This window comes from Ramlibacter sp. Leaf400 (assembly GCF_001424545.1).
Lineage (GTDB): Bacteria > Pseudomonadota > Gammaproteobacteria > Burkholderiales > Burkholderiaceae_C > Ramlibacter.
Genome location: NZ_LMQL01000015.1, coordinates 52,641 through 76,539, shown reverse-complemented (window position 1 = coordinate 76,539; position 23,899 = coordinate 52,641). Strand labels below are relative to the sequence as shown.

General features: G+C 70.1%; 22 protein-coding genes. 13 read left to right on the top strand and 9 right to left on the bottom strand.

Annotation, left to right across the window (positions count from 1 at the left end):
- Positions 1–38: 38 nt before the first annotated feature.
- A complete protein-coding gene (locus ASG30_RS21475) occupies positions 39–725 on the bottom strand; it encodes an SIMPL domain-containing protein (protein ID WP_235579867.1) in 687 nt (228 codons plus the stop codon).
- A 200-nt stretch (positions 726–925) separates the two neighbouring features.
- Between ASG30_RS21475 and ompR the strand changes: the two genes are divergently transcribed.
- Together ompR and ASG30_RS21465 are read left to right on the top strand one after the other, a co-directional pair.
- Entirely contained in the window at positions 926–1,657 is a 732-nt protein-coding gene (gene ompR, locus ASG30_RS21470) for an osmolarity response regulator transcription factor OmpR (protein WP_055902032.1), read from the top strand.
- Positions 1,658–1,739: 82 nt separating this feature from the next.
- Positions 1,740–3,176, top strand: coding sequence for a sensor histidine kinase (locus ASG30_RS21465; protein ID WP_055902029.1), 1,437 nt, complete (start codon positions 1,740–1,742; stop codon positions 3,174–3,176).
- Between the two features lie 39 nt (positions 3,177–3,215).
- On the opposite strand, the gene ispF is transcribed toward ASG30_RS21465, so the two are convergent.
- Positions 3,216–3,707, bottom strand: a complete 492-nt coding sequence (ispF, locus tag ASG30_RS21460) for a 2-C-methyl-D-erythritol 2,4-cyclodiphosphate synthase (RefSeq protein WP_200947339.1) — start codon at positions 3,705–3,707, stop codon at positions 3,216–3,218.
- Positions 3,708–3,712: 5 nt separating this feature from the next.
- Entirely contained in the window at positions 3,713–4,426 is a 714-nt protein-coding gene (gene ispD, locus ASG30_RS21455) for a 2-C-methyl-D-erythritol 4-phosphate cytidylyltransferase (RefSeq protein ID WP_055902020.1), read from the bottom strand.
- A 68-nt stretch (positions 4,427–4,494) separates the two neighbouring features.
- Between ispD and mfd the strand changes: the two genes are divergently transcribed.
- From mfd to ASG30_RS21430, 5 genes are all read left to right on the top strand, one after another.
- A complete protein-coding gene (gene mfd, locus ASG30_RS21450; protein ID WP_055902017.1) occupies positions 4,495–7,938 on the top strand; it encodes a transcription-repair coupling factor in 3,444 nt (1,147 codons plus the stop codon).
- A gap of 79 nt (positions 7,939–8,017) precedes the next feature.
- Entirely contained in the window at positions 8,018–9,376 is a 1,359-nt protein-coding gene (locus ASG30_RS21445; protein WP_055902009.1) for an NfeD family protein, read from the top strand.
- Positions 9,377–9,403: 27 nt separating this feature from the next.
- Entirely contained in the window at positions 9,404–10,171 is a 768-nt protein-coding gene (locus ASG30_RS21440; RefSeq protein WP_055902006.1) for a slipin family protein, read from the top strand.
- 31 nt (positions 10,172–10,202) lie between these two features.
- The gene (gene serB / locus ASG30_RS21435) at positions 10,203–10,928 is read left to right on the top strand and encodes a phosphoserine phosphatase SerB (RefSeq protein ID WP_055902004.1); all 726 of its coding nucleotides are present in this window, start codon (positions 10,203–10,205) and stop codon (positions 10,926–10,928) included.
- A gap of 485 nt (positions 10,929–11,413) precedes the next feature.
- Positions 11,414–11,956, top strand: coding sequence for a hypothetical protein (locus ASG30_RS21430; RefSeq protein ID WP_200947337.1), 543 nt, complete (start codon positions 11,414–11,416; stop codon positions 11,954–11,956).
- 45 nt (positions 11,957–12,001) lie between these two features.
- Here ASG30_RS21430 and ASG30_RS21425 read toward each other — a convergent pair whose 3' ends face one another.
- Positions 12,002–14,371 (bottom strand): sensor histidine kinase, encoded by a 2,370-nt coding sequence (locus ASG30_RS21425; RefSeq protein ID WP_055901998.1) that lies wholly within the window; start codon positions 14,369–14,371, stop codon positions 12,002–12,004.
- Complete coding sequence (locus tag ASG30_RS21420) at positions 14,371–15,969, bottom strand: alkaline phosphatase D family protein (protein WP_055901994.1); 1,599 nt, start codon at positions 15,967–15,969, stop codon at positions 14,371–14,373. Before ASG30_RS21420 ends, ASG30_RS21425 begins: the two co-directional genes overlap by 1 nt.
- 89 nt (positions 15,970–16,058) lie before the next feature.
- Here ASG30_RS21420 and ASG30_RS21415 point away from each other — a divergent pair, with 89 nt between their 5' ends.
- The gene (locus ASG30_RS21415; protein ID WP_055901992.1) at positions 16,059–16,916 is read left to right on the top strand and encodes an endonuclease/exonuclease/phosphatase family protein; all 858 of its coding nucleotides are present in this window, start codon (positions 16,059–16,061) and stop codon (positions 16,914–16,916) included.
- On the opposite strand, the gene ASG30_RS21410 is transcribed toward ASG30_RS21415, so the two are convergent.
- Positions 16,880–18,142, bottom strand: coding sequence for an MFS transporter (locus ASG30_RS21410; RefSeq protein WP_055901989.1), 1,263 nt, complete (start codon positions 18,140–18,142; stop codon positions 16,880–16,882). The genes ASG30_RS21415 and ASG30_RS21410 overlap by 37 nt on opposite strands.
- A gap of 122 nt (positions 18,143–18,264) precedes the next feature.
- Between ASG30_RS21410 and ASG30_RS21405 the strand changes: the two genes are divergently transcribed.
- Both ASG30_RS21405 and ASG30_RS21400 read left to right on the top strand, forming a co-directional pair.
- On the top strand, positions 18,265–19,383 hold the full coding sequence (locus ASG30_RS21405; RefSeq protein WP_055901983.1) for an ABC transporter substrate-binding protein: 1,119 nt from the start codon (positions 18,265–18,267) through the stop codon (positions 19,381–19,383).
- A gap of 110 nt (positions 19,384–19,493) precedes the next feature.
- Entirely contained in the window at positions 19,494–20,120 is a 627-nt protein-coding gene (locus ASG30_RS21400; protein ID WP_055902333.1) for a CDP-alcohol phosphatidyltransferase family protein, read from the top strand.
- Positions 20,121–20,123: 3 nt separating this feature from the next.
- On the opposite strand, the gene ASG30_RS21395 is transcribed toward ASG30_RS21400, so the two are convergent.
- The 3 genes from ASG30_RS21395 to ASG30_RS21385 are packed head-to-tail and all read right to left on the bottom strand — an operon-like array spanning position 20,124 to position 21,018.
- Positions 20,124–20,378: a DUF5985 family protein gene (locus ASG30_RS21395; protein ID WP_055901980.1), complete on the bottom strand. Its 255-nt coding sequence runs from the start codon at positions 20,376–20,378 to the stop codon at positions 20,124–20,126.
- Between the two features lie 3 nt (positions 20,379–20,381).
- Complete coding sequence (locus tag ASG30_RS21390) at positions 20,382–20,642, bottom strand: DUF5985 family protein (RefSeq protein ID WP_055901976.1); 261 nt, start codon at positions 20,640–20,642, stop codon at positions 20,382–20,384.
- Between the two features lies 1 nt (position 20,643).
- Complete coding sequence (locus tag ASG30_RS21385; RefSeq protein ID WP_055901973.1) at positions 20,644–21,018, bottom strand: hypothetical protein; 375 nt, start codon at positions 21,016–21,018, stop codon at positions 20,644–20,646.
- A gap of 47 nt (positions 21,019–21,065) precedes the next feature.
- Between ASG30_RS21385 and thpR the strand changes: the two genes are divergently transcribed.
- From thpR to ASG30_RS21370, 3 genes are all read left to right on the top strand, one after another.
- On the top strand, positions 21,066–21,644 hold the full coding sequence (thpR, locus tag ASG30_RS21380; protein ID WP_162243759.1) for an RNA 2',3'-cyclic phosphodiesterase: 579 nt from the start codon (positions 21,066–21,068) through the stop codon (positions 21,642–21,644).
- Between the two features lie 136 nt (positions 21,645–21,780).
- A complete protein-coding gene (locus ASG30_RS21375) occupies positions 21,781–22,584 on the top strand; it encodes a DUF6502 family protein (protein ID WP_055901969.1) in 804 nt (267 codons plus the stop codon).
- A complete protein-coding gene (locus ASG30_RS21370; protein WP_055901966.1) occupies positions 22,581–23,894 on the top strand; it encodes a DUF5666 domain-containing protein in 1,314 nt (437 codons plus the stop codon). Before ASG30_RS21375 ends, ASG30_RS21370 begins: the two co-directional genes overlap by 4 nt.
- Positions 23,895–23,899: the final 5 nt, after the last annotated feature.

The following is a 23,899-nucleotide window of genomic DNA, read 5'->3' as shown; positions in this document are numbered from 1 at the left end:
GTCGCGGCCGGCGGCGGCGCCGGCCTGTCGGACGCAGGCTAGCGAAGCTGTACGGAACCCGACACGTTAACCATCACGGCCGCCTTGCCGGCCTCGACCGGCATGGGCGCATCGGCCGAGGCAGCCTTGGCCTCCATCGCCATCATGCGCGGCCGCGGCGGGACGCCCGGCTCCTGCGCGTGCACCGACACCTCGCGCAGGCTGTAGCCGTTGAAGCCGAAGCCCTTGGCGAGTTCGCCGGCGCGGGTGCGAAAGCGCGCCACGGCCTGCGACTGGGCCTCGCGCTCGGCCTGCTCGCGCTTGTCGCGGCTGAGGCGGAACGAGGCGCCGGCCACCGTCATGTTGGGCACGCGGCCGGCCGCCTGGCTCACGCGGGTGAAGTCGGTGCCCTCCAGCAGCAGCTCGGCCGTGCCGACCCAGCCGGTGATGCGCCCTTCCCGGCCGTAGCGCGGGCCGACGCTGAAGTTGCCGGTGCGCACGTCCAGCTCGCCGGGCTTGGCGGCCTTGCGCGCGTCGGCCAGCGCCTGGTCGAGCGCCGCCTTGAGCTGGGTCTGGATGAGGGCGGGGTCGTTGCCCTCGCGCGTGACCGTCATGACGAAGGAAAGCAAGTCCTGGGGCACTTCCACGGTCGCGCTGGCCGTGAGCTGGACCACGTTCTCGGGCACCGGCAGCGTCTGCGCCTGCAGAGGGACGGCGGCGGCAACAATGGTTGCCGCAATGAGCATTCGATACGTCTTGTGGGGGAAAAGAGGGAAGTTCATCTCGACTTCAACGTAGCAGGGGAAGGAAAGTTCACGGCTGGAAAGTGAAGCAGTCCCACTTGCCGCAACTTGTGTAACAGTGTGTCAGTGTCGGCGGCGAACCCCGTTTTTCGCTGGGCGAGGCCCTCAGAATCGGCTCTGTTACAAATACGTTTTGGAGCATCATGACACAAGCCGCTGCCCGGACCGACAAGATCCTGGTCGTCGACGATGACGCCCGGATCCGCGACCTGCTCAGGCGCTATCTCACCCAGGAAGGCTTCGAGGTCATCCTGGCCGAAGACGGCAAGGCGCTCAACCGGTTGATGTTGCGCGAAACGGCCGACCTGATCGTGCTCGACCTGATGATGCCCGGCGAGGACGGCCTGTCCATCTGCCGCCGACTGCGTGCCGCCAATGATCGCACCCCGATCATCATGCTCACCGCCAAGGGCGAGGACGTGGACCGCATCGTGGGCCTGGAAGTCGGCGCCGACGACTACCTGGGCAAGCCCTTCAACCCGCGCGAGCTGCTGGCCCGCGTCCACGCCGTGCTGCGCCGCCGCCCGGCCCAGGAAGCACCCGGCGCGCCCTCCAGCGAGAACGAGGTGGTCACGTTCGGCCCCTTCGCCTTCGACCTGGGCGCCCGCACGCTGCGCAAGAACGGTGACGAGCTGCCGCTGACCACGGGCGAATTCGCCATGCTCAAGGCGCTGGTGCGGCACCCGCGCCAGCCGCTGTCGCGCGAGAAGCTGGCTCAGCTGGCGCGCGGCCGCGAGTTCGAGCCCTTCGACCGCAGCCTGGACGTGCAGGTGTCGCGTCTTCGCAAACTGGTCGAGCTCGATCCTTCGGCCCCACGTTATATTCAGACCGTGTGGGGTGTGGGCTATGTGTTCGTGCCGGACGGCGCGGGCTGATCCAACCCTCTCACCCGCCCCGGCCGAGTCCGGGGCGATGCATTCCTAGAGGGGACAGGTGATTCGAGGCGTTGCGACCAGCATGAATGTCACGGGCCCGGCGCCGCTGGAAACAGCTCCCGCGCCGCTGGAGATGCGCCCCCGGGTCGGGCTGTCGCTCTTCTGGCGCACCTTCTTCCTGCTTTCCCTGCTGCTGATCGGCTCCATCGTCGCCTGGCTGCAGACCTTCCGCGCGCTCGAGTTCGAGCCGCGCGCGGTGCAGACGGCCCAGCAGATCGCCTCGCTGGTCAACCTCAGCCGCGCGGCGCTTCGTTACTCCGACGCCATCGCGCGCGTCTCCCTCATCAAGACGCTGGCCGAGCAGGAAGGTGTGCGAATCCTTCCGAGCAAGCCTACCGACGTTTACGTCGTGTTCGACTCCGCCTCCCTGGATGAGCGTGTGTCGGAAGAGCTGGTCACAAGGCTGGGCCCCGGCACCGTGCTGGCCTCCGCGGTCAACGCAGAAAAAGGCTTCTGGGTCGGCTTCAAGATCGATGCGGATTCATACTGGCTCCTGATGGACCGCAATCGCTTCACCCGGGTGGGCGGCCGCACCTGGCTCATCTGGCTGATCACGGCGGCCGGCCTGTCGCTGGCCGGCGCCGCGCTGATCGCGCGCCTGATCAACCGGCCGCTCAAGCAGCTGTCGTTCGCCGCCAGCCGCGTTCGCGATGGCGACTTCGATGCCAGTCGCCTGGACGAGAAGGCCGTCACCAGCGAGATCCGCGAGGTGAACATCGGCTTCAACCGCATGGCGCAGCAGCTGGCCAAGATCGAGCAGGACCGCGCCGTGATGCTGGCCGGCATCTCGCACGACCTGCGCACGCCCCTGGCGCGCCTGCGGCTGGAAACGGAGATGAGCGTGGCCGATCGCGAGGCCCGCGAACACATGGCCTCGGACATCGACCAGCTCGACGCCATCATCGACAAGTTCCTCGACTACGCACGCCCCGACCACGCCGAGCTGCGGCCGGTCAACCTGCGTGACGTCATCGAGGCCTGCGTCTATGCGGTGCAGGACCACGGCGACATGCGGATCAACACCGACGTGCCCCGGCAGCTCTACGTGCTGGCCGACGAGGTCGAACTGGCGCGCGTGGTCTCCAACCTGCTGGAGAACGCACGCCGCTACGGCAAGACGCCCGAGACGGGCATCGCCGTGGTGGACATCGCCGCCAAGCAGCGCAACGAATGGGTGCTGCTCAAGGTGCGCGACCACGGCATGGGCGTGGCGCCCGAGGCGCTGCCCAACCTGATCAAGCCGTTCTTCCGGGGAGACGCGGCTCGAACCGCCGCCACCGGCGCCGGCCTGGGCCTGGCGATCGTCGACAAGACGGTGCAGCGCATGGGCGGCATCTTCGCGCTGGCCAACACCACCTCGGGCGGCCTGGCCGCGCACATCAAGCTGCAGCGTCCGCGCTCGCCCCTGAGCAGCGGCGAGGCGCCGGCCGCCAGCCCGAAGACCGAAGAAGTCAGCTGACGGCGGGGCGCGTCCTCGCCGTCATCCCCGCGTGAGGAGCTAAGGCGTACGTGGGGATCCAGTTCCGGTCAACAGCACCACCGCCCGGGCCTCGATGCTCTGGCCCTGTCCCACCGGTCCCAGCTTCTCCGCCGTCTTGGCCTTCACGTTCACCTGCGCGGTCGGCACGCCCAGCCCCTTGGCGATGCGCTCGCGCATGGCCTCGATGTGCGGCGACAGCTTGGGGGCCTGCGCCACCACCGTGCTGTCCACGTTGGCGATCGCCCAGCCCGCGGCCGCGGCGCGCTGGGCGGCCTCGGTCAGCAGCAGCATCGAATCGGCGCCCTTGAAGCGAACGTCGGTGTCCGGGAAATGCCGGCCGATGTCGCCCAGCCCCGCCGCCCCTAGGATCGCGTCCGTGATCGCGTGCAGCAGCACGTCGGCGTCCGAGTGCCCCAGCAGCCCGCGGTCGAAAGGCACCACCACGCCGCCGATCACCAGCGGCCGCCCCGGCACCAGCGCATGCACATCCCAACCCTCGCCGATCCGCATTCCCGTCATCTCGTCCTGCTCCTGATCACCGCCTCGGCCAGGGCGAAATCCTCCGGCCAGGTCACCTTGAAGTTCTGCGCGCTGCCCGCCACCAGCAGGGGCTTGAGGCCGATCGCCTCGATGGCCGACGCCTCGTCGGTCACCGCATCGCCCGCTTGCGCCAGCGCGCGTTGCAGCAGCGCCAGGCGGAACATCTGGGGCGTCTGCGCCAGCCACTTGCGCTCGCGCGGCAGCGTCTGCGCCACCCGGCCGCCCTCCTCCTGCTTGAGCGTGTCGGCCAGCGGCTGCGCGAGCAGGCCGCCGACCGCATCGGCTCCGCAGGCGTCGATCAGCCGGTCGATCTGTCCGGGGGTGACGAGGCAGCGGGCCGCGTCGTGCACCAGCACCCAGTCGTCGTCGCCGGCGCCCTGGGCCTTCAGCTCGGCCAGGCCGTTGGCCACCGAGGCGGCGCGGGTGGCCCCGCCGCACGCGCTCACGCGCCAGCCGGGCCCCGTGGGCATGCGCTCGTCGCCGGGCGCCACCACCACCAGCACCGAAGCGATGCGCCCCAACCGGGTGAAGGCCTCCAGCGTGTGCTGGACCAGCAGCCGCCCCGCCAGCTTTTCGTACTGCTTGGGGCCCGCCGTGCCCGCACGCGTGCCGGTGCCCGCCGACGGGATCAGGGCGTGATACCGCACGTGGACATTCGGTGGAGGGGCAACGGCCAAGATGAGGGGCATTCTAGAATCGGCCCGTCACCCCTCACCTGCGCCGTGAGGGGTGTTTGCATTTGCTGCACGAAAAACAAATGGACCTGCCCAAGCTCACACCCGGCAAGCGGTTCGCGCTGCCCCGCCCGCCCGGCTCGGCGGACGCCCTGCTGCTCGCCCGCCTGGCCGAGCGCGGCAAGGCCGCGGGCCATCCGACCGCCATCGTCACGGCCGGCGCGACCGACGCGCAGCGCCTGATCGACGAACTGGCCTTCTTCGCGCCCGACCTGCGCTGCTGCCTCTTCCCCGACTGGGAGACGCTGCCCTACGACACCTTCTCGCCGCACCAGGACCTGATCAGCGAGCGCCTGGCCACGCTGTGGCGCATCTCGCAGGGCGAAGCCGACGTGGTGATCGTGCCGGCCACCACGGCGCTGTACCGCGTGGCGCCGCCCGCCTTCCTGGCCGGCTACACGTTCCACTTCGCGGTCCAGCAGAAGCTGCAGGAATCGAAGCTCAAGGCCCAGCTCACGCTGGCCGGCTACAACCACGTCACCCAGGTCGTGAGCCCCGGCGAGTACGCGGTGCGCGGCGGCCTGATCGACCTCTTCCCCATGGGCTCGCTGGTGCCCTACCGGGTCGACCTGTTCGACGACGAGATCGACTCCATCCGCACGTTCGACCCGGACAGCCAGCGAAGCCTGTACCCCGTGCCCGAGGTGCGCCTGCTGCCCGGGCGTGAGTTCCCGATGGACGACGAGGCCCGGGCCAAGTTCCGCAGCCGCTGGCGCGAGCTGCTGGAGGGCGACCCGACCAAGAGCCGCATCTACAAGGACATGGGCAACGGCGTGGCCACGGCCGGCATCGAGTACTACCTGCCCCTCTTCTTCGACGACACGGCCACGGTGTTCGACTACCTGGGTCCCCAGGCCGCGCTGGTGCTGCATGGCGAGCTGGAGCCGGCCTTCCAGCGCTTCTGGCAGGACACCAGGGACCGCCACCGGCTGCTGCAGGGCGACCCCGAGCGGCCCATCCTGCCGCCCGAGGCGCTGTTCCTCACCATCGAGCAGTTCTATGCGCGCGCCAACGAGCACGCGCAGCTTGCGCTGCGCACGCGCACCGAGGAGTCCGACTGGGCCGAGTTCGAGAAGTTGCCCGAGCTGTCCGTGGTTCGCGGCGCCGAGGAGCCGCTGGCCCGCCTCAAGCAGCACCTGTCCGCCTCCACGGGCCGCGTGCTGCTGCTGGCCGAGAGCGCCGGCCGGCGCGAAAGCCTGCTGGACTTCTTCCGCGCCAGCCACCTGGCGCCACCGGCCTTCGATTCGCTGCAGGAGTTCCAGGCCAGCGACGAGAAGCTGGGCATCGCCACCGCCGCCCTCACCGAGGGCTTCCGCTGGGCCGAAGAGGCGATCGACTTCGTCACCGAGACCGAGCTCTTCGCCACCGGGCCCACCGCGCGCCGGCGCAAGAAGCAGGAGCAGGTCAGCGACGTCGAAGCCCTGATCAAGGACCTGTCGGAGCTGAACGTGGGCGACCCGGTCGTGCACACGCAGCACGGCATCGGCCGCTACAGGGGCCTGGTCAACATGGACCTGGGCCAGGGCAGCACCGAGTTCCTGCACCTGGAATACGCCGACAAGGCCACGCTCTACGTGCCGGTCAGCCAGCTGCACCAGATCAGCCGCTACACCGGTGTGTCGGCCGACGAGGCGCCGCTGCACAAGCTGGGCTCCGGCCAGTGGGAGAAGGCCAAGCGCAAGGCCGCCGAACAGGTGCGCGACACCGCCGCCGAGCTGCTGAACATCTACGCCCGCCGCGCCGCGCGCGAGGGCCACGCCTTCCGCTTCTCGGCGCAGGACTACGAGGTGTTCGCCAACGACTTCGGTTTCCAGGAGACGGCCGACCAGAACGCCGCCATCCACGCGGTGATCCAGGACATGGTCTCGCCCCAGCCGATGGACCGGCTGGTGTGCGGCGACGTGGGCTTCGGCAAGACCGAGGTGGCGCTGCGCGCCGCGTTCATCGCCGTCACCGGCGGCAAGCAGGTGGCCTTCCTCGCGCCCACCACGCTGCTGGCCGAGCAGCACTACCAGACGCTGGTGGACCGCTTCTCCAAGTGGCCGGTGAAGGTGGCGGAGATGAGCCGGTTCCGCTCGGGCAAGGAGATCACGGCCGCCGCCAAGGGCCTGGCGGACGGCAGCGTGGACATCGTGGTGGGCACCCACAAGCTGCTGTCCAACACCATCAAGTTCAAGAACCTGGGCCTGCTCATCATCGACGAGGAGCACCGCTTCGGCGTGCGCCACAAGGAGGCGATGAAGGCGATGCGCGCCGAGGTGGACGTGCTCACGCTCACGGCCACGCCGATCCCGCGCACGCTGGGCATGGCGCTGGAAGGCCTGCGCGACCTGTCCGTCATCGCCACCGCGCCGCAACGCCGGCTGGCGATCAAGACCTTCGTGCGCAACGAAGGCAACGGCGTCATCCGCGAGGCCGTGCTGCGCGAGTTGAAGCGCGGCGGGCAGGTCTACTTCCTGCACAACGAGGTGGACACCATCGAGAACCGCCGCGAGCGGCTGGAGCAGCTGCTGCCCGAGGCGCGCATCGCGGTGGCGCACGGCCAGATGCCCGAGCGCGACCTGGAGCGCGTGATGCGCGACTTCGTGGCCCAGCGCTACAACGTGCTGCTGTGCTCCACCATCATCGAGACCGGCATCGACGTGCCGACGGCCAACACCATCGTCATGAGCCGCGCCGACAAGTTCGGCCTGGCGCAGCTGCACCAGCTGCGCGGGCGCGTGGGCCGCAGCCACCACCAGGCCTATGCGTACCTGATGGTCCCGGACATCGAGAGCCTGACCAAGCAGGCGTCCCAGCGGCTGGACGCGATCCAGCAGATGGAGGAACTGGGCTCGGGCTTCTACCTGGCGATGCACGACCTGGAGATCCGCGGCGCCGGCGAGGTGCTGGGCGAGAACCAGAGCGGCAACATGCTGGAGGTGGGCTTCCAGCTGTACAACGAGATGCTGTCCGAGGCGGTGAAGTCGCTCAAGGCGGGCAAGGAGCCCGACCTGCTGGCGCCCCTGCAGGTCACCACCGAGATCAACCTGCATTCGCCCGCCCTGCTGCCGGACGACTACTGCGGCGACGTGCACCTGCGGCTTTCGTTCTACAAGAAGCTGGCGACCGCCAAAAGCACCGACCAGATCGACTCGCTGCTGGAGGAGCTGGTCGACCGCTTCGGCAGGCTGCCGCCGCAGGGGCAGACGCTGGTGGACGTGCATCGCCTGCGCGTGCTGGCGCGGCCCTACGGCGTGGTCAAGGTCGATGCCGCGCCGGGCGTCACCCACATCACTTTCCGGCCCAACCCGCCGGTGGATTCGCTGCGCATCATCGAGCTGGTGCAGAAGAACCGCCACATCAAGCTGGCCGGCAACGAGAAGCTGCGCATCGAGCGCGAGCTCAAGGAACCCAAGGATCGCGCGCAGATGGTGCGCGACGTGCTGCGTTCGCTGGGGCAACCGAAAGTGGCGGAGCCGGCCTAGGCTTGCAGCTCGGCCGTGCCACGCACGGCCGAGCCAGCGATCGCGTTGACGCGCGCCAGCGCCGACCTAGACTGGTCGCATGAGCCGCGCCCTCCGCCTGCTCTGCCTCCTGGCCCTGTGGCTCGCCGCGCCCTGGGCCCTGGCGGACAGCGCTGCCCCGGCGCCCATCGTGGTGCTGCAGCTCGATGGCGCGATCGGGCCGGCCAGCGCCGACTACCTGCGGCGCGGCCTCGAGCGGGCCACGCGCGAACAGGCCCAGTTGCTGGTGCTGCGGATCGACACGCCCGGCGGCCTGGAAGGCGCGATGCGCGGGATGATCAAGGACATCCTGTCCTCGCCGCTGCCGGTCGCCACCTTCGTCGCGCCGGGCGGCGCCCGCGCCGCCAGCGCCGGCACCTTCCTGCTGTACGCCAGCCACGTCGCGGCGATGACGCCGGCCAGCACCCTGGGCGCCGCCACCCCGGTCGCCATCGGCATGCCCGGCGCGCCACCGCCGGACAACCCCGCGCCTGCGGCCCGGCCGGCGTCGGGCGCCAGCTCGCCGGCAACCGGTGTGGGCGATGTGCTGGCGGCCAAGCGCATCTCGGACGCCGCCGCCTACATCCGCAGCCTGGCGCAGCTGCGCGGGCGCAATGCCGAATGGGGCGAGAAGGCGGTGCGCGAAGCCGTGAGCCTGTCGGCACCGGAGGCGCTCAAGCTCAAGGTGGTGGACCTGGTCGCCACCGACCTGCCCGACCTGCTGCGGCAGCTGGACGGCCGCGAGCTGCAGCTGGCCGCCGGCGTGCGGCGGCTGCAGACCCGCGACGCGCCGCTGGTGGCCTTCGACGAGGACTGGCGCAGCCACCTGCTGTCGGTGATCACCAACCCCAGCCTGGCCCTGCTGCTGCTGATGGTCGGCGTGTACGGGCTGCTGTTCGAGTTCGGCAATCCGGGCATGGTGGCACCCGGGGTGATCGGCGGGATCTGCCTGGTGCTGGCGCTGTTCGCGCTGCAGATGCTGCCGGTCAACTACGCGGGCCTGGCGCTCATCCTGCTGGGCATCGCCTTCCTGGTGGCCGAGGCCTTCCTGCCGAGTTTCGGCGTGCTGGGGTTCGGCGGCATCGCGGCCTTCGCGTTCGGCTGCGTGATGCTGATCGACAGCGACGCGCCGGGCTTGGGCATCCCGCTGCCGCTGATCGGCGGGCTGGCGCTGGTCACCGCCGCCTTCGTCCTGCTGGTGGCCGGCATGGCGGCGCGGTCGCAGCGGCGGCCGGTGGTGACCGGGGCGCAGACCCTGGTGGGCGCCGGCGGCGAGCTGCTGGAATTCTCGGGCGGCCAGGGCTGGGCCCTGGTGCAGGGCGAGCACTGGAAGGTGCACGGCCCGGCGCAGCTGCGCGCGGGGGACCGGGTGCGGGTGAGCAGCCTGCACGACGGCGTGCTGGAAGTGGTTGCGGCCTGAACGGGCCCTCACGTCGAGGAGAACGAGATGGTGGCTGGCATCGGCTTCGGCGTCGTGGTCCTCCTGCTGGCGGTGTTCTTCGCCGCCGCCCTGCGCATCCTGCGCGAGTACGAGCGGGGCGTGGTGTTCCAGCTCGGGCGCTTCTGGAAGGTCAAGGGGCCGGGCCTGGTGATCCTGATCCCGGGCATCCAGCAGCTGGTGCGGGTGGACCTGCGCGTGGTGGTGATGGACATCGCCAGCCAGGACGTGATCACCCGCGACAACGTGTCGGTGAAGGTCAGCGCCGTCCTGTACTTCCGGGTGGTGGACCCGGCCCGCGCGATCATCCAGGTCGAGCACTTCCTGGTGGCCACCAGCCAGCTGGCGCAGACCACGCTGCGGGCGGTGCTGGGCAAGCACGACCTGGACGACCTGTTGTCCGAGCGCGAGCGCCTCAACCTGGACGTACAGAAGATCCTGGACGCGCAGACCGACACCTGGGGCATCAAGGTCACCAACGTGGAGATCAAGCACGTGGACCTGAACGACACCATGGTCCGCGCCATCGCCCGGCAGGCCGAGGCCGAGCGCGAACGCCGCGCCAAGGTGATCCACGCCGAGGGCGAGCTGCAGGCCTCGCACAAGCTGGCCGAGGCCGCCGAGGTGCTGGCGCGCCAGCCGCAGGCGCTGCAACTGCGCTACCTGGAGACGCTGACGGTGATCGCCGCGGACAAGAACTCCACCATCGTCTTCCCGCTGCCGCTGGACATGCTGGGGCCGCTTGTGCGCCGGTTCACGGGGGCGCCGGAGCCGTGAACCGCTCGAGGCCGGTGAGACAATCCTGGCCATGCCGCACCAAGATTTCGCGCCCGGCCTGCAGGTCCAGGGCTTCGCCCCGCCCCTGCGCCTGAAGGACTTCGGGCTGATCGCCTTCGACATGGATTCCACGCTGATCAACATCGAGTGCGTGGACGAGATCGCGGACGCGGTGGGACTGAAGGACGAAGTGGCGGCCATCACCGAGGCCACGATGCGCGGCGAGATCGCCGACTTCAAGGAAAGCCTTCGCCGCCGCGTCGCGCTCCTGCGCGGGGTGACGGTGGCCGACATGGAGCTGGTCTACACCTCGCGCCTGCAGCTCAATCCCGGTGCGCAGGCGCTGGTGGAAGCCTGCCGGGCCGCGGGCCTGAAGACGCTGCTGGTCTCGGGCGGCTTCACCTTCTTCGCCGACCGCGTGCGCGACCGCCTGGGCATCGACTTCACGCGCTCCAACGTGCTGGAGATCGAGTCCGGCCCCAACTGCGGCCAGCTCACGGGCCGCCTGGTCGACCAGCCCTGGGGCGACATCTGCGACGGCGCGGAGAAACGCAAGATGCTGCTGGAGACCTGCGCGCAACTGGGCATCTCGCCGAAGCAGGCCATCGCGGTGGGCGACGGCGCCAATGACCTGCCCATGATGGGCGAGGCCGGCCTCTCGGTGGCCTACCGAGCCAAGCCCAAGGTCCGCGAACAGGCGATGGTCGCCATCAACGAAGGTGGGCTCGACCGTCTGCTGGAAGTGATGAGCCTGTAGGCGCTCGCCCGGGGGTCGCGTCAGCGGCTGCCGATGAGCGCGTCATCGCCTTCCGATGAGCTCGTAGGCCCCCTCCGACGGCCTGAAAAGGCCCCGGATTAGTTTCGGGATGTTTCAATGTTCGTCGGCGAACATCCACGCCGCCGGTTTTTCGCTCGGCCGCAACCGACCATATGCGGTGACATCCTGCTCAACCGTAAACCGCATGCTCGGCCGTGTCACGGCGAACCTCAGCGCTACAGCGAGTTGCAACTGAACGTTCTACTTCGCCCGTTTTCCCTCACAGTCCATCTCTCGGGACGCAAGCACCCGTTTCAGTCTTGACCGATTGCCCTCGCTGGCAACTCTCAATGGTCAGGGAACTGCCATCAATCTGTAGAGGAATTGACGACATGGAAACCGATTTCATTCGGATGGGTATTGTTTACCTCCACCTGATCGCCTGCTGCGTTGCCATCGGCACTGTATTCATGGGTGATCTCGACATGGTCCGCAAACTACTGCGGGCCAGCGACGAGCGGACCGACCCGTCGCACTTCAAGAGCCTGCACACCGTGGTGTCGCGCTCTCTGATCGTTCTCTGGATCACCGGCGTCGCCCTGGTCGCGCTGGACGTCTACCTCAAGGGCGCCGGCACCCTGGCCAACCCGAAGCTGCAGTCCAAGATCGCCATGGTGGTCCTGCTGACCATCAACGGCCTGGCGCTCCAGCAGTTCGTGCTGCCCTGGCTGAAGAAGACCGGTTCGCTGCTGGACCTTTCGTTCCGCCGCCGCCTGGTCGCGCTGTTCACCGGTGCGGTCTCGGGCGTGTCCTGGTTCTACGCCGCCATGCTGGGCATCGCCCGTCCGCTCAACTGGAAGTTCACGCTGACCGAGATCCTGGGCGCCTACCCGGTGATGGTCGCCGGCGGCTTCATCGGCATGCTGGCGCTGACGGCCTGGGCCGAGTACCGCTCCCGGCACGCCGGCATGGACCTGCCGCTCTTCGGCCCGATGGACCTGCGCCCCCTGCACGCCACCGCGCACTGACCGCCTCGGCGGCGGGAACGTCGAGGTGACGTTCCCGGGTGGCGCCTACGCCGCCACCGTCTCCACCTGGAAGGGCAGCCGCACCGTGAAGCGGCTGCCCTTTCCCATTTGGCTGGCCACTTCGATGCGGCCGCCGTGCATCTCCACCGCGTTCTTGACGATCGCCAGGCCCAGCCCGGTGCCCTGGATCTGCCCGACGTTGCTGGCCCGGTGGAACGAGCCGAACAGGTGCGGCACCTCGTCCGGCGGGATCCCGATGCCGTGGTCCACCACCTCGAACACCATCTCGCCCGGCTCGCGGCGCACATGGAACCCCACGTCGCCGCCGCCGGGCGAATACTTCACCGCGTTGGACAGCAGGTTGCCGAAGATGTGGCGCAGCAGCTTCTCGTCGAAGAGGCCCTTGCCCACCCCCGGCCCCCAGCGCGCCACCACCTGGCAGCGTGAACCCGGATGCTGGGCGCGGGCCTCCTCGACCACTTGGCGGCACAGCGCCGGCAGGTCGACCTGGCCCGGCACGAAGTCCAGCATGCCGGCGTCCGCGCGGCCCAGCAGCAGCACCCTGTCCATCATCCGGGACATGCGCTGCACGCCGGCGGCGATGCTGTCCAGCGTCTCCATGCGCTCGGCCTGCGGCAGCCGGTCGCCGTAGTGGCGCAGCACTTCCTCGGCCGAGAGGATGGCGGCCAGCGGCGTGCGGAACTCGTGGCTGGTCATGGCGACGAAGCGGGTGCGCAGCTCGTTGAGCGCGCGCTGCTGGTCCAGCGCCTCGCGGATCTCGGCCTCGGACTTCTTGCGGCCGGTGATGTCCAGGAAGGTCCAGATCACGCCCGAGTCCGGGTCGTGCGGCCGCACGCAGCTGCCGCCCATCTCGACCCAGAACAGCCCGCCGTCGCGGCGCTTGAGCTGCCGCTCGCAGGTGTAGCCGTTGGTGGCGATGAGCGCCGCGCGCGCCTCCTCGCCGAAGCGCAGCCAGCTGGCTTCGTCGGCGTGGATGTACATGGACGACTGGCCGATCAGCACACGCGGCGGGTAGCCCAGCATCTGGGCGAACTTCTCGTTGACCCACTCGTGCCGGCGGTTGATCGACAGCACGATGCCCACCACCGCGTTGTTGAGGATCGCCTCGCGCTCGGACATGGTCGCGCGCAGCCGCGCCTGCGACTGGCTGAGCGCCTCCACCATCGCCTGCTCGGCGGCGATGCGGGCCTGGGCCTGCTCCTTGAAGCGCCGGGCCACGTTGATGCGGTCGCCCAGAGCGAACGACAGCAGCACCATCTCCAGGGCCGAGCCGATCAGCAGCGAATTGGCGGTGAGCGCGTTGGACGGCAGCACGCCCATGTTGTGCAGCGACAGGGTGACTACGCCAAGCAGCAGCAGCGTCCAGGCAGTGAAGAACCAGCGCGCGCCCGGATGGCCGCGGCGGATGCTGGTATATCCGATGGTCGCCAGGGTGACCGCGCTCAACACCGCCAGCCCCGCGATCATGTAGGCGGCGACGTGGTAGTGCACGAGCAGCGCGGCCACCAGGGCCACGCCCCATCCGGCCATCTGCGCCAGCAGCAGCTTGTCCAGCCGCGGCGTGCGGGCCGCGCTGGCCAGGAAGTTGCGCGCGAACATCAGGCCGAAGATCGCCGTCATCGTCAGGCCGGCCGCCACGGACACGGTATTGAAGGCGGTCCACTGCGGCCACAGGAACTGCGGGCCGAAGCCGTTGAGCGCAGCCTGCGCCAGGCCCATGGTGGCGACGAAGGCCGCGTAGAGCAGGTAGCCGATCTCACGCACCGAGGCGAACAGCAGCAGGTTGTAGAACATCAGGCCCAGCATCAGGCCGAAGTACAGGCTGAGCGCGGTGTAGGCGAACTGGTCCTGTTCCCACAACGCGGCCGGCTGCCACAGGTGAACCGGGGCCGACAGGGTGCTGTTCGACTGCAGCCGCAGGTACAGGGTGGTCTTGCCGCCCGGCGCCAGCTCCACGGGAAAGACATGGTTGCGGTGCGAGATCGCCCGGCCGGCGAACGGCAGGGCGTCACCGCCCACCTGCCGCGACCAGCCGGACGGGGCGGCCGGCGCGAACACCTCGACGTGGTCCAGGGGCGGGTACGCGACCTCCAGCAGCCAGCGGGTGGGCACGCCCTGCGGCGCCTCCAGGGTGACCTTGAGCCAGTAAGCAGAACGGGAGAAACCGAAGTTGGCGCCGGGTCCGAACGGCGCCACGCGCCGGAAGCGCTCCTGGTGCCGCGGCTGCAGCACGTCCTCCAGCCCGAGTCGCCCGTCCGGATCCTCCAGGTACTCCAGCGCACGCGCGAGATTGAAGCTGGGCGCCGGCGACAGCCGCACCTCGCCCGCCTGCAGCGGCAGCGCGGCCATGAACAGCAGCCACAGCACGCCCACCTGCCGCAGCAGGGTGCGCATCAGGCCCGTTCCAGCCGCGGGCGGCCGTCCTCGACGGTGAAGCGCGCCTGGGTGGCGACGCTGGCATCGGCCCGCCGCGCGTCGTCCAGCACGCGCAACGTGGTGGTCAGGCGGCCCGGGGTGAACTCGGTGACGCCGTAGCCGCGCTGGCGGCCGTCGGCGAAGACGAAGTGCGGGTTCTCGGCCAGCCGGGCCGGCACCAGCTCCGGCGCCCCCGACTGCGAGGTGATGCTGGTGCCGCAGAACTCCACGCCCAAGGCTTGGCTGTCGGGTTGCGTGTAGTCGGCCTTGATGTGGCCCACCCAGTTCTCGTGCACGTCGCCGCCCAGCATCACCGGGTTGCGCACCGCATGCCGGCGCAGCGACCCGGTCAGGCGCGTGCGAGCGGGGCCGTAGCCGTCCCAGCCGTCGTTCCACAGCAGTTCGCCGGGGCCGGGCTGGTTGTCGCGGCGGCCGAACAGCGTCTGCTGGCCCATCACCGTCCAGCCGCTGCCCGCCTCGGCCAGCATGCCGTCCAGCCACTGCTCCTGCGCCGTGCCCAGCAGGCTGCGGCGCGGGTCCGTCCACGCGGCGCAGGTGGACGGCGCCACCAGGCCGGCCGGCCGCGGCGCGCGCGGCGTGCACACCTGCGGGTCGCGGTACTGCCGCGTATCCAGCAGCAGCACGTCCGCAAGGCGGCCCCAGCGGTAGCGCGAATGCAGGCGCAACCCGGCCGCGGCGCCGCCCTGCGCGATGGCGCGGCCGAACTCGGCCGCGCGCACCGGCATGTGCTCGTAGTAGGCCTGGTAGGCCGCGGCCCGGCGCGCCGCGAAATCGACCGACGCGTTCATGCCCCAGGGGTAGGGATCGCCCTGCACCGTACCGGCGTAGTCGTTCTGGACCTCGTGGTCGTCCCAGGTCAGCAGCCAGGGGCATTGCGCATGCATGGCCTGAAGGTCGGCGTCGCCGCGGTGCAGCGCGTGGCGCTCGCGGTACTCGGACAGCGTCTGCACCCAGCCCAGCGTGGGGAAGCTTCGCACCGCCGCCGTGGCGTTGGGGTACTCGTAGATGTAGTCGCCCAGGAACATGACCAGGTCGAGCTGCTCCTCGCGCATGTGGCGCCAGGCCGCGTAATGGCCGTGCTCCCAGCGCTGGCAGGACGCGTACGACAGGCGAAGGCGCGAAGGCTGCGAATCGGCTGCCGGCAAGGTGCGGGTGCGGCCGATGGGGCTGGTCGCGTCGCCGGCGTGGAAACGGTAGAAGTACCAGCGGTCCGGCTCCAGGCCGGCGGCTTCGACATGCACGCTGTGGGCCAGCTGCGGCAGCGCCAGCGTCTCGCCGCGCTGTGCGATGCGGGCGAAGCCCTGGTCGTGCGCCATTTCCCAGCGCACCGGCACCGCAGCCTGGCCACCTTCGGGCAGCTCGCCCGACCCGGGGAACAGGCGGGTCCAGAGCACCACTGAGTCGGCCGCCGGCGAGCCGCTGGCCACGCCCAGCGTGAAGGGGTCGGAGCGCCAGCGCCCCTGGCTGCCGGCGCAGCCGGGCAGGCCCAGCATGCCGGCCGCGGCGGCAGCGGCTTTCAGCAGCTGGCGGCGGTGCGGATCGAAGGCATCGGACATGGGCGGGGCACTATAGCAACCCATCCTTGCGGGCGGCCCGCTTCCGGTCACCCGCGCCTGCCTACACTGGCCGCACGGGGGAACTGCCCATGATCGTGATCACCTGGAACGTCCAGTGGGGCCGCGGCGTCGACGGCCGAGTGGACCTGGCCCGCATCGTCGACGTTGCCAGGCGCTGGGCGCCTTTTGACGTCCTGTGCCTGCAGGAGATCGCGGACAACTATCCCGGCCTGCAAGGCCTGCCCGCGGGCGTCGACCAGTTCGCCGAGCTGGCCCGGCTGCTGCCGGACTTCCATGCGGTCGACGGCGTGGCCGTGGAGCGCTGGACGCCGGGGCTGGGTCGCCAGCGCTTCGGCAACATGGTCCTTTGCCGGCAGCCGCCGCTGCAGGTGCTGCGGCACCGCCTGCCCGGCCCGCCCGACCCGCAGCACCACAGCATGCCGAGGATGGCGCTGGAGGTCGTGGTCGACGCGCCCGGCGGCCCGCTGCGCCTCATGACGACCCACCTGGAGTACTACTCCGCCCTGCAGCGCGCGGCGCAGGTGGACGCCTTGCGCCACCTGCAGGAGGAGGCGGCGGCGCATCCCCACCCCGGGCGGCCGGGCAAGCAAGACGGTCCCTTCGAGCCGCGACCGCGCGGCCCGCGGGCGGTGCTCACGGGGGACTTCAACTGCGATGCTTCGGACCCGCAGATCGCCAGGCTGCAGGCGCCGCTGGGCGGCGCGCCGCGCTGGGTGGACGCGTGGACCTGCGCCCACCCCAACCAGCCGCACGCCAAGACCGTCGGCCTGTACGACCATGCGCAGTGGCACCACCGGTCGTCCGCCTTCGATTTCTGCTTCGTGTCGGAGGACCTCGCGCCCCGCGTGCGCCGGCTGGAGGTCGACCTGCAGGTGCAGGCCTCGGACCATCAGCCCGTGCTGCTGGAGCTGGACCTCACCCGGTAGAGCAGGTACAGCACGATCGCCAGGTTGAGCGCGTTCCAGGCGATGCCGTTGAGGAAGGCCGCGCGGTAGGACCCCGTGAGGTCGAACACCGCGCCCGACATCCAGCCGCCCAGCGCCATGCCGAACAGCGTGGCCATCAGCACGGTGCCCACGCGCGCACCGGCCTCGGCCGGCGAGAAGTGCTCGCGCACGATGAGCGCGTAGGCCGGGACGATGCCGCCCTGGAACAGGCCGAACATGGCCGACACCAGGTACAGCGACACCAGCCCCTCGGAGGGCAGGAACATCAGCAGCGCCACGCCCTGCAGGATGGACCCGAGCAGCAGCGTGCGCAGCCCGCCGATGCGGTCGGAGATCCAGCCCGAGACCAGCCGGCTCACGATGCCCAGCCCCAGCATCAGCGCCAGCATCTCGGCGCCGCGCGCCGCGCCGAAGCCCAGGTCCGAGCAGTACGCCACGATGTGCACCTGCGGCATCGACATGGCCACGCAGCAGGCCACGCCGGCCACGCACAGCAGGGCCTGGGCGGCCGCGGGGCTCAGGCCCATCGGCCGGCTGGTGTCGCGCGTGATGCCCGTTGCCGCGCCTGCCCCGGGCGTCGCGGCGAGCACGGGGGGCCGGGGCCGCAGGAACCAGGCGAGCGGCAGGATGGTGGCCAGGCAGAACACGCCGATGCCCACGTAGGTCTGGCGCCAGCCCACCGCGTCGATGAAGTGCTGCATCACCGGCGGCCACAGCGCGCCGGCCACGTAGTTGCCGCTCATGCAGATGGCCAGCGCCGTTCCGCGCCGACGGTCGAACCACTGCGAGGTGTCCGACACCAGCGGCGCGAAGGTGGCCGAAGTGCCCAGCAGGCCGATCAGCAGGCCCTGCACCAGGCCGAACGACCAGAGGTCCGGCGCCATCCCCGCGCCGATGAAACCCGCGCCCAGCGCCGCGCCGCCCAGGGCCACCGGCACCATCACGCCGAAGCGGTCGGCCAGCCGCCCCATCAGCACGCCACCCAGACCGAAGCCGATCATGGTGGCCGTGTAGGGCAGCGAGGCCGCGCCGCGGTCGACGGCGAACTCCGACTGGATCGCCGGCAGCACGACGGCCACCGCGTACATGCCGGAGCCGCCGATCGTCATCAGCAGCAGCGACAGCGCCAGGCGCATCCAGGCATAGGGCGATTCGACGGCGTGCGCGGGGGATCGGGGTGCCGACAGGATGGCGGTGCGCGTCATGGGGCCTGATTGGACACCGTTGCGACAAAATCCGCACCAACTTGGTGACCCACGAACTTTCCACGATGTTCAATTGTTGAGCTTTGGTATGGTGGCGTCCGCTGTCACCGATGGAGAGAACGATGAGAACCCTGCCCGCCCTCGCCACGGCCCTTGCCCTGGCCACCCCCCTCGCCCACGCCGCCCAGGTCGTCGTCGGCCAGGTCGGACCGATGTCGGGCATGGAGGCCAGCCAGGGCCGCGCCTACGCCACCGGCATGCAGCTGGTCTTCGACAGCGTCAACAAGGCCGGCGGCGTCAACGGCCACACATTCAGCCTGGTGCGCAAGGACGACGGCGGCCGGCCCGAGGACACGCTCGCGGCCACCCGCCAGCTGCTGGCGGAGAACAAGCCCATGGTGCTGGCCGGCTACTTCGGCAGCCGCAACGTCGGCGACCTGGTGCAGTCGGGCCTGCTGGAGAAGGACCGCATCCCGCTGGTGGGCTACCGCACCGCGGAGATCCGGCCGGACTCGCCCTGGATGTACAACGTGCGCGCTGGTTTGCGCGACGAGCTGAACAAGCTCACCGAACACCTGGCCACCATCGGCATCACCCAGCTGGGCCTGCTGTACGAAGACGGCCCCGGCGCGCCGGCGCTGATCGCGGCCGCCGAGGAAGCCGCCACCAAGGCCAAGGCCAGGATCGCATCCAAGGCCTCGTACGCGGCCGGCACCGCGTCCGTCACGCCGGCGGTCGACGCGTTCCTGAAGAGCAAGCCCCAGGCCATCCTGCTGGTGGCCACCGGCGCGGCGGCGGCCGGCTTCATCGAGCAGTACCGCGGCTCCGGCGGCGGCGCCCAGCTCTTCGCGCACTCCGGCGCCGACATCGAGCAGCTGTCCAAGCGCCTGTCGGAGGAGCAGATGCAGGGCGTGGCCATCGCGCAGGTGACGCCCAGCCCGTACAAGATCTCCAGCCGCATCGCCAAGGAGTTCGTCGACCTGACGACGGCCAAGACGGCCAACCTGGAGGTGCCGGTCAGCTACGCGATGATGGAAGGCTTCATCACCGGCAAGGTGATCGTGGAGGCGGTGCGCCGCCAGGGCGCGCGGCCCACGCGCGAAGGCATCGTCACCGCGCTGGAAGGCATGGAGCGCTTCGACCTGGGCGGCTACATGGTCGGCTTCAAGCCGGGCGTGCGCACCGGTTCGCGCTTCGTCGAGCTGTCCATCATCAGCGGCGCCGGCAAGATCCGCCAGTAAACCGAAGAGCCGCGGCTCGTCGGACACAGCCGACAGCGCGCGGGGCCCGGGGACGACCGGGCTTTCCCATGGCCGGGCCCAAGATGCAGCACATCCTCCGGGCCCCCGCCATGCAACAGACCGCCCCCCGCCATTTCTCGATGCTGCGAGAGTTCCATCTCGCGGACTTCTTCACCCTGGGCAACGCGGCCTGCGGCGTGGGCGCCGTGTTCCTGGCGATGCTGTACCTGGCCTCCGGCGACATGGTGCATTTCATGTACTCCGCCGCCCTCGCCCCGGCGGCCTTCGCCTTCGACGTGCTGGATGGCCGCATCGCCCGCGCGCGGCACCAGCATTCGGCCCTCGGCCGCGAGCTCGATTCGCTTTCCGACGTGATCTCCTTCGGCGTGGCGCCGGCGGCGCTGGGCTTTGCCGCCGGGATGCAGGGCGGCTGGGACGCCGCCGCCTTGATCTATTTCGTCTGCTGCGGCGTGAGCCGGCTGGCGCGCTTCAACGTCACCGCCGAAAACCTGGCGGCCGGCACCGGCAAGGTGGCCTATTTCGAGGGCACGCCGATCCCGACCAGCGTGCTGCTCACCGGCGTGCTGGCCTTCGCCGCCTGGCAGGACCGCATCGGTGATGCGCTGTACGGCGGGGCGGTGGCCCTGGGCCCCTGGACGCTGCACCCGATGGCACTGCTGTTCGTGCTGTCGGGCAGCCTGATGATCAGCAAGACGCTGCGGATTCCCAAGTTCTGAGCGTCAGGAACGCTTGCGGTTCTTCTGGAGGATGGCCACCACGATCAAGCCATAGGCGATCACGCGCACGAGATAGAAGACCGGCTCGAGTTCGCTGGCCACCGTCAGGCCCAGCGCGATGCGGTTGGCCGCCTCGATCCAGAACGACAGCGCGAAGTACAGGAAGAACGTGTCCCGCGTGCTGCGCCAGAAGCGGAAGAAGAACAGCCCCGCGACAAAGGATGCAACGACGATCCCTCCCATGAGCATCTGGTTCATGTGCTATTCCTCCTCCCACACCAGCCCGAAAACGAGCAGCCCCACCGCCACCAACGCCATCGCCAGGCGCCAGGTGCTCAGGTCGACCTCGGTCGGGTACACCACCTTGTCCAGCACCAGCAGCGTGTTGTTGATCGTCATGCCGGCAAAGCACAGCGCGCTCCAGAACAGCAGGCGCACGCGGCTGCTGCGCCAGGCGCGGAACAGCAGCACGAAGCAGGTGAGGCTGGTGAGGGCGCACAGGAAATACACGACGGCGGCCATCTCAGGTGTCCTTTCGGATTCGGAACGCGTCCGCGAACTGCTGCGCTTTCTTGTCGACGCGCGAATGGATGAGGTCACTGACGCCCACGAGGTCGATGGCGTAGTGCGCGGCCAGGCGGTCGAGGATCGCGGCCAGCTCTTCGGTGGGACCGTAGCAGGCGCCCTCCGGCTCCGTGCGGGCGACCCCGGCGCTGACCAGCTCGGCCAGCAGCTCGGCGGTGCGCTGCTCGGGCAGGTACAGGCGCCGGGCCGCGTCGGCCGGACCCCACCTGCGCTGCGGTTCGGCGCGCAGCAGCAGAACCGCCTCGAGGTAAGGCACCGACGGGATGCTGGTGAGGATGAACCGCCGCAGGTCCTGGGGCAGGTCAGGCCGCATCGGGGTTCGGAACGTGCTCGGCTGGCATGAAGGAGCGAACTCTACCAATGGGAGCTCAGCTTGTGGACTCATCCGTGGCGGCCTTTACTTCGGCGAAAAGCCGCAAGCCGCCCAGCGTCCGCCTGTTCCTGGCGCTCTGGCCGCCCGAGCGCGTGCGGCAAGCCCTGCAGGCGATCCAGGCGCGCGTGCTGTGGCCACAGCACGCGGCCCTCGTCGCCGCGGAGCGCCTCCATGTCACGCTGCACTTCCTCGGCCAGGTGCCGCAGGCCCGCGTGGAGCAGTTGCGCGCCGCGCTCACCGTCCCCTGCGAGCCTCACTTCCTCGAACTGGAGACGGCCCGCGCCACCTGCTGGCACGGCGGCCTCGCGGTGCTGGAGCTCCAGGCGCCGCCACCGCTGCAACGCCTGCATGCCGCGCTGGCGCAGGCGCTGCGCGCACTGGAGTGGCCGGTGGAATCGCGTCCGTTCCGGCCGCACATCACGCTGGCTCGCCGCGCGTCCGGTGCGAAGCCCCCTGCCGATCCGCCCTCGCCGTCGCCGCTCTGGCCGGTGGACCGGGGCTATGTGCTCGTGCGCAGCGTGCCTGCGCGCGGCTACGAGGTACTGCATGACTACCCATCCGCCTGAATCCTGGCTCGGCTGTTCCCGGCGGCACGTGGCCCATTCGGACTATTCGATGGCCCGTCGGGGTCACCGGCATGGGAAAAACGCTCACGGCGCCTGCGCATCCCGGAACAATGGTGCAAACGCGAAACGGAACACGATGCAGGACCGATTGACCTGGGCCCAAGCCGCCTGCGCGCGCGTCATGCGCCCGCTGGTGCGGCTCGCCCTCGGGATGGGCCTGAAACACCCGCACCTGGAAAGCATGCTGCGGGACCTCCTGCTGGAGGAAGCGACTCGCCTGTGGCAACGCCAGGGCGTCGCGGCACCGAACATCAGCCAGCTGGCGGTGACGACCGGCCTCAATCGCAAGGACGTGACCGCACGCGTGCGCCGGCCCGCCGATCCGCTGCCGCACACCGAGTTGTCCGCGGCGGCCAAGACGTTCACGCGCTGGCTGCAGCTGGCCAGCCAGGACCCGGCACTCCTGCGGTTGCCGATCGCCGCCGGCGCCGAAGGCACTTCGTTCGAGGACGTGGCGCGCGAGGCCAGCCGCGGCGACGTGCACCATCGCGCGGTGCTCGACGAGCTGACGCGCCTGGGCATGTGCTCCAAGGTCGACCCCACGCACGTGGAACTCACGGCCGAAGGCTTCGTGCCCACGGCGGACCTCCAGAGCACCCTCGCCTTCCTCGGCGACAACCTGCGTGACCACGCGGCGGCGGCAGTCTCCAACGCCCTGGGCGAAGCGCCGCTGCTGCTGGAGCGCGCGGTCTTCGCCGAAGGCCTGAGCGAGGCCGACTGCGAGGCGGTGCACCAGCTGATGCGCCAGCGCTGGTCGACGCTGCACCGCGAGCTGGTGAGCCAGCTGAGCGAGGCCATCACGCGCAGCGGAGCCCAGGGCGCGCGCAGGTTGCGCGTGGGTGTCTATCTCTTCCACGAGGAGAGGGAGGCGCAGCAATGAAGCGCCGCACCCTCATCGCCGCCGTGCCGGCGGCTGTCGTCGTTGCCGGTTGCGGCGGGGGCGGTGGCGGCGGCGGCGATTTCGGCGACGTCGCCAGCATCGGCTCGGGCGGCACCGGGATCTCGGGCGAGGGCGTGGGATCGGGCGGCACCGGCATCACGTCGGCGGCCGTGGGATCGATCACCGGCTTCGGCAGCATCCTGGTCAACGGCGTGCACTTCGACACCGACCGCGCCGCGCTCACGCTGGTCGATGCGGACACCCTCAAGCTGGGCATGACCGTGCAGGTGCGCGGCCTGGTCAGCGACGACCTGCTGACGGGCGTGGCCAACACCGTCTTCTCGTCCGCCGACGTGCGCGGAACGGTCGAATGGGTGGACGCGGGCCTGGGCATCATGAAGGTGTGGAACACACCGATCTACATCGACGCGACCACGGTCTTCGCCGGCGGGCTGATGGCCCTGCACGATCTGCAGCCGGGCGATCCGGTGCAGGTCTACGGCCTGCCGGAATCCGGACCCGGCCTGCGCGCCTCCCGCATCGAACGGCTCGCGGCGGAGGGAACGCCGGTGCTCTCAGGCTCGGTGCAATTCGTGGACATCGGCGAGGCGATCCTGCAGATCGGCGGACGCCGCATCGGCATCATCGCGGCGCTGCTGGAGGCCGCAGGCCTGCGGCTGGACCAGCTCGAAGGCCAGCTGGTGCGCATCCGCGGCAACGCGATCGCCGACCCGCTGTCGCGCGCCGAGGTGGAGCCCTGGTACCCGCTGCGGCCGACCGATGGCGAACGGATCTCGGTGGAAGGCCTGGTCACGCGCTACACCAGCCTGGCGGCCATGCAGGTCGACGGCGTGGCGGTCGATGCGTCGAAGGCGCGGGTGACCGGTCGCCTGTCGACCCTGGGCGTCGGCGCGCGGGTCGAAGTGGCCGGCGCCTGGGCCGGCGGCGTGCTGGCCGCCACCCGGCTGAAGCTGCGCGATGCGCCCGAACCCGAACCCGTCGCGCCCGAGCCCCAACCGGGGAACGGCAACGGGAACAGCAATGGGAACGGCAACGGAAACGGCGGCGGCTCGGGCAGCAATTCCGGCAGCGGCTCCGGCGACAACGACTACAGCGCCCGCGGCAACATCAGCTCGTTCCGCTCGGCGTCGGAGTTCAGGATCCAGGGCCAGGACATCGATGCCGGCGGCACGGGCGTGGTGTTCGAGGACGGCACGGCGGCCGACCTGCGCAACGGGCGGCGGGTGCGGGTGACCGGTTCGCGCGTCGCGAACGACGTGCTGATCGCCGAGCGGGTGGAGTTCCTGTGAGCGGC